This window comes from Candidatus Poribacteria bacterium (assembly GCA_026706025.1).
Taxonomy (GTDB): Bacteria; Poribacteria; WGA-4E; order WGA-4E; family WGA-3G; genus WGA-3G.
Map to the genome: position 1 here is coordinate 1 of JAPOZO010000038.1, position 8422 is coordinate 8422.

Sequence of the window (8422 nt, forward strand, 5' to 3'; positions counted from 1 at the left end):
GCCAGGAGGTGGCAACTTTTCAGGCATCACGAAATCCCAGTCTTGCTCAGCAATGCGCAGTGCCATCTTCCGATCGATCTCGACTTGTACAAGTTCTACAGCCACAGACGGGAGATTCTCTATATCCGGGAACACCGATTCTTGAACAGGAAGTTGCTTGACTTTCGTGATACGAAACTTCAACTCGGCGATCTTCCGTTTGAAGCGTTTCTGCTCCACTTCAACGTAATAGTCCGTCAGGTCGTTGATCTCTTTGATAGCAGGTTTGATAACATCCCGGTTGAGGGCTTTGTAGATTTTATATTCATTTTTCTCAAGCCCCATGAATTCTCTGAAGATTTCAATCGACATAAAGGGGGTTTCACCTTGCTGTCGATCGGCATCGAAGTAATCGAAGCAGACTTCCCATAACACGAGCGCATATTTGCTGGTGAACTGGTTTTGTAGGCGTAGATTGAGTTTCGTATAAATACGAGGGTTGTGGAGTTGTAGGCGGAGATGTGGCGCGAACCCATACGTGCAGATACCATCTTTTATTTTTGCCGATGCCAACAAACTCGCAACGCCCCATTCCTGTTTATTGTCCTTGCCCAAGATATTCCATTCGACCGTGCAATCGACAAGTGCCTCTAATGTTTCTTTGAGATAGTCCGCGTTATGGCTGTTAAAGCCGAGTTTTCTTGAGAGTTCAGCAACACTGACACTATAGATGTCCGTATTCGGCAGTTCGTTGTAAGCATTCGCGAGGAGCACGTTCCAGGCACGCCGTTGTAAGTGCGTGATTTTACTCTGAATCTGGATGGCGGGACTCGCTTTGATCACTTCGTTGATTTCAACTAAGAGCATCGGCAGTCCCTCTTTCTTTCGGAGATATGTCAGGTATTATATCCTACAGGTTATCTTTTTTCAATATAAAAATTACCTTTCATCCCATAAACTATCACCTTTAGGCTAAAAATTCCAATTTCAGCCGTTGCTGGACGTGGGTTTTCAGAGGTATCCCATAAACTATCACCTTTCATCCCATAAACTATCACCTTTCATCCCATAAACTATCACCTTTCATCCCATAAACTATCACCTTTCATCCCATAAACTATCACCTTTCATCCCATAAACTATCACCTTTCATCCCATAAACTATCACCTTTAAATCCGCAAACATAGGTGTGGCGTGGTCGCATCGCACCCTTAAAACATTTAAAAGACTTAAAAATATTAAAATAGTTAAACAACATGCACCCAAACGGCCTTTTTTTACAGAGAAGGGCTTCTATTTTCTGTTGTTCAACGATAAAAAAATTGAGAGAATTAAAGAATTGAGAGCCTCTCCCACAGAAACGCCCTCAGTAGCGCAGGTATGTGTGGGTTGATGATGGGATTTATTCGGTTAGTTGGAAGGACGCTCCTGCATCACGGGTATCACGTAGCTCCGAATCACAGAGCCGTCTAACGTTTCTGTCTCTACACGCGGTTCGGGTGCTTTGCGGTGATCAAATACGACATAGTACCCCGCCACGGCTGCTTCGAGTCCCACGTACGCTGCGAGTTGTGCTTTGCCTGCCTCATAGCGGGTATCCCCACCCCATATCTTGGTTTCAACGATGTACTTTCTCTGATTATGGAGGATGAGGATATCCATTCTGCCGCGCCCTGTTCGCACCTCCAAATACATCGTCCCTCCTACACTCTGGACACATTGCTCAAGATATGCAAAAAGGAGATGCTGACCGACGTATTCTTGGGGGGTCTCTGGCACTTGTAGGATTCTGAAACCTGCGCGTGCGATAAAGTCACGGAAGTTATCGAGGAGGGCATCCATGTGAATCTGTCCGTCGGGCGTGAGATAGTCCTGAAATCCGGCACGCGTGTCTGCGGGGAAATAGTCCTGTTCCAACCCATTCACTGCGGGTTTGAACGCCTGCATGACACGGAATTGATAAATCGGATTGACGATTTCACATAGACCATCAGCACCTTCACCGATAACGCCGTACGTCGCGAGTTCACTAATCAGTTCATTGTCGAGGTTGAAGGATACCCCCTCATCATAAGAAGCAATTTTCATCAAGAGTGCCTCAAATCGCCGATCTCTACGGATATTGGTCACCAGATGCTCTGTATGCGTGTTTCGTTCGCGAAGGAGCTGCCCGTGTGCTTTTGAAAAATGTTCCATTCTGACTGGTTCGTTTTTCGGAATGTTCATCTCCGCGGTAAGGATTTGGGCGAACCGGTTGACGAGTACAGGCTGTCCAGCCGTCTGTTTGTGGATAGATTCAATGACCACAGGTGCAAAGGGCTGCCCTGCTTCGTCTGTGTATTGGGAAAGAAGTTCTCGGACCTGCTCAAGCGTAAAGTTCGGCAATTTGAACTCGTCTTGGATATTAAAAGGCGAAATGGAGCGATCGTAGTTGAGTTGCGTAATGCTCTTGACACCCACAATACCGACGCTGTGCGGGCAGCGATCTCTACCAGAGAGGTAGATGTGGCGGAGTGAATAGAGAAAATCACTGACAATGGTTCGCGGGATCCCATCAAACTCGTCAATAACCAGCACGACTTTCTGTCCACTATAATGGTGTTCCAGAAAGTTTGAAAATTGTCGAAAAAACCTTCTCATCGAAAGATGATTGGTTATTTTCGTGTTGTCTAGAAAGTGCGTTAGGGCTTCTGAGCGTGGGATGCCACGTCTTTGGAAAACTGCCTCTATTTCCTCGCGAATATCTTCGTAGAGACCTTGGTAAAACTCGGCGGGTTCGAGGTTGTTAGATGACTGGAAATCGATCTGAATTGGAAAATATGCCCCAACGGGGAGTGTCTCTAAAGCGCGATGGAAGAACGTGGTTTTGCCGGTCTGTCGGGGCCCGAAAAGGACGACATACCTCCCCTTTTCCAGCCTATTGATGAAATCCGAGAGTTCATCTGTCCGGGCAACAACGTAGTTATCTTCAGGGTAGACAGGACCGCGAGTTTCAAAGCTTCGCATCTACAGATCTTCCTCTCACAGAAACTATTGAGATTTTATTCTACACGATATTTGCCTACGCGTCAACCCGTTTTTCCACAGTTTTCATTATCGGCGAAATTAGAGGCAGCCCGATCCCGCTGAAACGATCCTTTCCCGGTGCCTTCAAATTCCGAAACACCCGCTGCGGAAAAGTCGTTAGGCGATGGGAGGTTTGCCTCTATTCTGAAAGAAAACATTCAGTGCCTCGCCTAAAATTTCTTGGAGGTTCTTGTCTTCCTCAGCGGCAATGATCCGCAACTGGCGATGGACTTCGGGTGTGAAATAGCCGGAGATGTTCTTTTTCCCACGGCGCGATGCTGCGATCTTCTCATTGACCGGCTCTGAGTTTCCGCCTGCTGTTTGAGGGGGCTTGGGTTTATGAGGGTCAGGGGTGTTTTGTTGCAGGACTTCAGCGAGATTGACTTTTTCTTTAGCTGGCATAGGGGGACTCCATTGTTTTGAGGATATATTGATAAAGCGCGGTGATTTCAGCACTGGCTTTACTTCTGGGTTGAAACTCTTGGACCCCGAACCCGGCGTTGTAGGCATGCGTGAAGGCGATACGGTCTCCGATGTCGCACGGGGCAGAAGGTATATCGTAGATATGAAGTCCTACTCTCGCTTGTTCTGCGAGCATGCCGTAATGGGTCACGCCGTTGAGAACGATCCGGGCGGGTGTTTTTGCGAGGTGGACGAGGTCTATCGTGGTGCCGATGGCTTGGATGCTAACCAAGTCTGGCTTACAGGGGATGATGACGAGGTCGGCGGCGCGTGCGGCATCAAGTGCCGCGGATTCTGTGTGGGGTGCGGTATCGATGACAGCGAAACTTGCCCCGTTTTCTTCTGCGAGTTGGAGCATTTTAGGTAACCGTTCGGCATGCGTCGAGATGACGGCTGGGGTGTCTTCGGCGCGATTGTCGCCCCATTTCGCAGAGGAACTTTGTGGGTCGAGATCCAGCAGAACGGTTGTGTGTCCCGCGAGTTCGGCAGCGACGGAGAGATTCGTAGAAAAATATGTTTTCCCTGTCCCGCCTTTTTGCGACAAGATGGCTATCTTTTTCATCAACATTTCGGAACTCCCTGTGTGTTTGCATGCAAGTTACGCTTGCGTATGAGAATGGGTTACAAGACAGCGATGCAGGAGTGTCAGCAGTGCTTACATTTACACAATGTCGACATATCAGCAGTGCTTATCAAAACCACCGAGGTGTTTTGCTTAGGCATTATCTGTCCTCACGCTGAGCTCGGAAGTGTTCAAAACGCTCCTCTCTCTATTGGCCTGAAATTGAGGAGGTATCGGCAAACAGCCCCAAAAAGCATAAGGCTTTAAGACCAGCGCTCCGTTAACAACACGCTGTATCGTTCTGACCAGTGTCCCTACCCCTAAATGTTTTTCTGAGGCGTTGAGCGTCAAGAGAGTGCGGTTCCTGTGGCTAATTTTGAGAGGATCAGCACAACGTCTTCGGAAATTCGGTTGCCTGTTACTATTTGTTAACTCACTGCGTCTCTCCACATTTGCTGAAATTGTGGACAAAACTTAACTGTGCGTATCAAAATCGGCTAAATTGGAGGGTTTTTTCCTATATTTTCCCTGTTAAACTTAACGTTATGTGCAAAAGGTTAAGTTCAAAGAATGAATGGATTTAATAATCCCTGAGTCCGTTCTTTTATGTTACGTAAGGTTTCAAGGAAACAGAGACGAAACTTTACATTAGTTTTATGTTTTTCATGTTCATGGAGGAAAATTAGTAATGTTGTCAAATAAAATGACATTTTCCTTAACGATTTTAATGATGTTGCTCTCCATCGGGCTTGTCATACCACCTGCACTGGCAGGGGAATTTGAGGCATATTTCACACCGGGTGAATTGATGGTGGATGTATCCTCAGATGATGGGTTACAAGTGCGGTCTGGCCGTAGCCGTCTCCAATTTACTACTGATAATGTAATTTCGGGTACAACTGACCCTGCGGGGTATCCGAGGATGGCTGACCCTAATCTACAGGTTGTCCTTTCAATTGCATTCGATAGAGTTGTGCAGCTGGGCCCTGATGTAACAGATGACACTGTAACCCCCGACAATGATCCCCTTCAGCTCTCCGATTTTATGGTTGATGCTTATGATGATCTTGGGCGATCGCTCGGTTCGTTAGATCTAAACCATACGGTCGGTGATCCTGCAGTTCCAATAGCAACCCTTGCCTTCAGCACACCCCAGGCGATTAATGTTGCGGATCCGGGTGAATTACCGGGTCAGCAATTCCGGCTCACCGTTGACTATGGCGTACTCGAGGAGGCCTACAATGTGGCCACAGGTGGTCCATTTGAGATCCACACGCTGTTTTTTACATTGAATAAAGAGGCAGTTGCGGATTCGAGTATTGCGGCAATTGAGAAATATCGGAAAGATCCGAAAGAGGACAATAAGCCAGATACGAGCAAGGGGCCGAAGTTCTTGCGAGTCGACCTCGTAGATGACGATGAAGGGAATGCCCATTACGCGAAGGTTACCGGTCCCTCTTCAGCGATGTTAGCCAGTTTTACTGGCAGTACCACAGCTAGGGCCGCGGGTACTGCGCCGGTCCCGATTGAAGTGTCGGATCCGGGCGTGGTCGATATTTCAAGGGTTGATCCACAGAGTGGTATTGCAGCGGTCGCAACCGGTGCCTTTGATGTTCGGATTATCCTCACTGAGGAGCCGGCAGAATTCACCAGTGATCACATTATGGTCTTGAATGGGTCAGCAGCGGATCCCGTCGCGCTTATACCCGTGGCTCCTGGAGCCGCTGGAATTGATGTCAATGACTTCCCCGGGAAAAGATATAATGAAACAGGCACTCCCCTTACTGGTAATGCTGCTGGTATCCCTGCGGCGGGTCCACCTGTTGGTCCTACTGAGTTCCCTGAACCGACTGGCAGAGATGACATGTATCACCTCTACACCGTGACGATTACGCCGAAAGACAATTTCACAGGTAACGTAACAGTCTGGGTGAAAACATTTGATGACAAGGTGATCCCGAGTCCAAACAGTTATCAGGCATTGACGCAGGCACAAATCTTAGCGGATACGCTGTCAGGTGATGCTGAGCGCGTAAGGGATGTGAGAGTCCTTCGCGAAGTGCTGTCTGTTCCGGTGAAAACCGGTAAATCGACTGCTACTGTAGACCAAGAAGCCCGAGATACGGCTATCAAGACCGAGCCGAATGCGATTCGCCTGCCTGAGAAGCAGTACATTCCGGCAAACGGGTATCTCGTTCTGGCGAGAGGAAAAGTAGAACATACAGGTATCATTGACTCACCGGTTGAAAAGTATAGTGATGATGCGAACACGACCTTCAAGACAGGCTTAGCAGTTAATAAGCGGAGTTACAACGTTAAACATGAGTTCGGTTTCCCCTTTCCGGCATCCAATCTGGTAAGTTTCTTCCGAAACGGTGGCACGATCCAGTTGGTCCACAAAAACGTTGCGGGTAACACTGCTGGCGTTGAGAAAAAGAAAGGGTATCCGGGTGCTAACGATACCGCGTATACTGCGGGTCAGGTGATCATCAGTGAGATCATGTGGGGACAGGATAATGGTCAGGCGGATGCTGATGTCGCAAAGAGCCAATGGATTGAATTGCATAATACGACCGCATCTGTGATTGGCATTGACAAAAACGAATGGGTACTTGCATTCCAAGGTCCCGGAGGTAGCAGCTCTGCATTAGGGACTGTCATTGATACGGTTGGTAACCTTCCAGGGGGTGTCCGTTGGAATCCACCCGGTAGCAGTGGCGTATCTGTAGCCACACAGACGTATCCAACCGTTTCAGATCTCGTGTCCATGTCCCGTATAATGGGTACGACCGATGGCACAGCTGAAGCGAGTTGGGCAGCGTCTATGGTTCCGACTAAGAACATAAACGGACGGCGTATTGCCACGCCAGGGGCTGCGAACAGTTATGTAAAACCCGCAGAAGCCCCTGCAGCAACGTCAGAACCGCCACCCGCGAAGGCAGACGTTGCGACTGGATCTGACATCATGGTTTCTGAAATCATGGTCGCCAGTAATGGTGGCAGACTCCCGCAGTGGATCGAACTCTCCAACGTTAGCGGTAAGGAAGTCAGCCTCATGGGCTGGTCAATTGACATTGACAACGATTCTGCCGATGCTGACGTTGTCGGGGAAACCGTGAACGTCGAAATCGGTGATGTGACGGTTGATAAAGACCAGGTCGTTCTCGTTATCTCAAAGGCATCGGGGCGTAACTCGGGTGTCGGGACAGGCAAAGGCGATCTACGTGCAGATCGGATCGTGGATGCCCAGAGTCAGCTGAGTCCGAATGATGCTCGGTATTCGATGATCAGTGAGATGGCGTTCAAAGTCGCACTTCTACCCCCACAAACGGGTGGAGTCGTCGAACGTGGCGATGTCGTCGGTAACCTCGACCAAGGTTGGGAACTCCCAACGGCAGAAGGTAACCGGCGTTCGCTGATCCGTCGTGAGATGGATATGGGGACCGACGCAGCCGGTTGGATGCTTGCACCCTTAGATCTCGCCGGTGCCTATCGGACGACCTACTACGGCGACGATGAAGACGTAGGAACTCCCGGCTATGACGCGGGTGGTCCACTGCCCGTCGAACTCTCGAAGTTCACCGCCGCACGCGACCGAGTCACCGGTCAAGTCGTCATCGCATGGGAAACCCAATCGGAGTTGAACAACGCTGGATTCTTCATCAAGCGTTCACAGCAACGCATAGGTCAGTTCGTGGCTGTCAACCCGGCAATGATCCCAGGCGCAGGCACAACTTCTGAAAAGCGGTCTTATACCTACACGGATACGACTGCTCAACCAAACATCGTATACTACTACCAGATCGAAGATGTCTCCCTTGACGGGAATCGTCAAACGTTGACCCGTTCGCACCGCCTGAAAGGGCATATCGGTGCCGCAGGTAAACTCACGACGCTCTGGGGAGAACTTAAGGAACAAGAATAGTTCAAGGATTGCGTAGCAATCCGAACCGAAAACTATGAAGGTAGTAGCAACAAAGAGGTTATTTCAGGGATAAACTATTCAGAACTAACCTTAACCAAACTGGAGCCGGGGTGTCTCTGATGCCTCGGCTTTAGTTTTCACGATACTTGGCGGATAGGAGTCTCAACTCGGGGCACCAAACCCCGAGTCCTATCCAACCTTATGAGACAGGTTGATGCCAAGTGAAACTGTTGCCAAGTTGAATGAATCTTTAATAACGGACAAAACTGAATAGGAGATATTCTTTTGAAAACCAAACTTTTTACAACGAATTCATGCCTCGTTATGATGATGACCCTCGTGCTGGCGTTGGGTGTGCAGGGCACCGCGGAGGCGATTAATCGCTTGACCCGGAACGCAGGGGACCTTCAGACGGTAACCGCCGGTG

The 8422-nt window shown here is 49.1% G+C and carries 5 protein-coding genes; 1 reads left to right on the forward strand and 4 read right to left on the reverse strand.

Translation table 11 applies throughout. From position 1 onward, the window contains the following. The 4 genes from OXH00_08650 to OXH00_08665 all read right to left on the reverse strand — a co-directional run. Nucleotides 1–846: replication initiation protein (locus tag OXH00_08650; protein ID MCY3741075.1), on the reverse strand; the 846-nt coding region annotated here is incomplete at its 3' end. Between the two features lie 544 nt (nucleotides 847–1390). Continuing rightward, nucleotides 1391–2986 carry an AAA-like domain-containing protein gene (locus OXH00_08655; protein ID MCY3741076.1) on the reverse strand — a complete coding sequence of 532 codons (1596 nt, stop codon included), beginning with the start codon at nucleotides 2984–2986 and terminating at the stop codon, nucleotides 1391–1393. A gap of 177 nt (nucleotides 2987–3163) precedes the next feature. Further along, a complete protein-coding gene (locus tag OXH00_08660) occupies nucleotides 3164–3448 on the reverse strand; it encodes a hypothetical protein (GenBank protein ID MCY3741077.1) in 285 nt (94 codons plus the stop codon). Continuing rightward, nucleotides 3438–4076: an AAA family ATPase gene (locus OXH00_08665; protein ID MCY3741078.1), complete on the reverse strand. Its 639-nt coding sequence runs from the start codon at nucleotides 4074–4076 to the stop codon at nucleotides 3438–3440. The genes OXH00_08660 and OXH00_08665 overlap by 11 nt, the downstream gene beginning before the upstream one ends. 682 nt (nucleotides 4077–4758) lie before the next feature. Here OXH00_08665 and OXH00_08670 point away from each other — a divergent pair. Further along, nucleotides 4759–7995 (forward strand): hypothetical protein, encoded by a 3237-nt coding sequence (locus tag OXH00_08670; protein MCY3741079.1) that lies wholly within the window; start codon nucleotides 4759–4761, stop codon nucleotides 7993–7995. Nucleotides 7996–8422 lie beyond the last annotated feature (427 nt).

Excerpts from the sequence above, each read along its gene's own strand:
- OXH00_08655 (MCY3741076.1), bottom strand. The coding sequence starts at position 2,986 with ATGCGAAGCTTTGAAACTCGCGGTCCTGTCTACCCTGAAGATAACTAC.
- OXH00_08660 (MCY3741077.1), bottom strand. The coding sequence starts at position 3,448 with ATGCCAGCTAAAGAAAAAGTCAATCTCGCTGAAGTCCTGCAACAAAAC.
- OXH00_08665 (MCY3741078.1), bottom strand. The coding sequence starts at position 4,076 with ATGTTGATGAAAAAGATAGCCATCTTGTCGCAAAAAGGCGGGACAGGG.
- OXH00_08670 (MCY3741079.1), top strand. The coding sequence starts at position 4,759 with ATGTTGTCAAATAAAATGACATTTTCCTTAACGATTTTAATGATGTTG.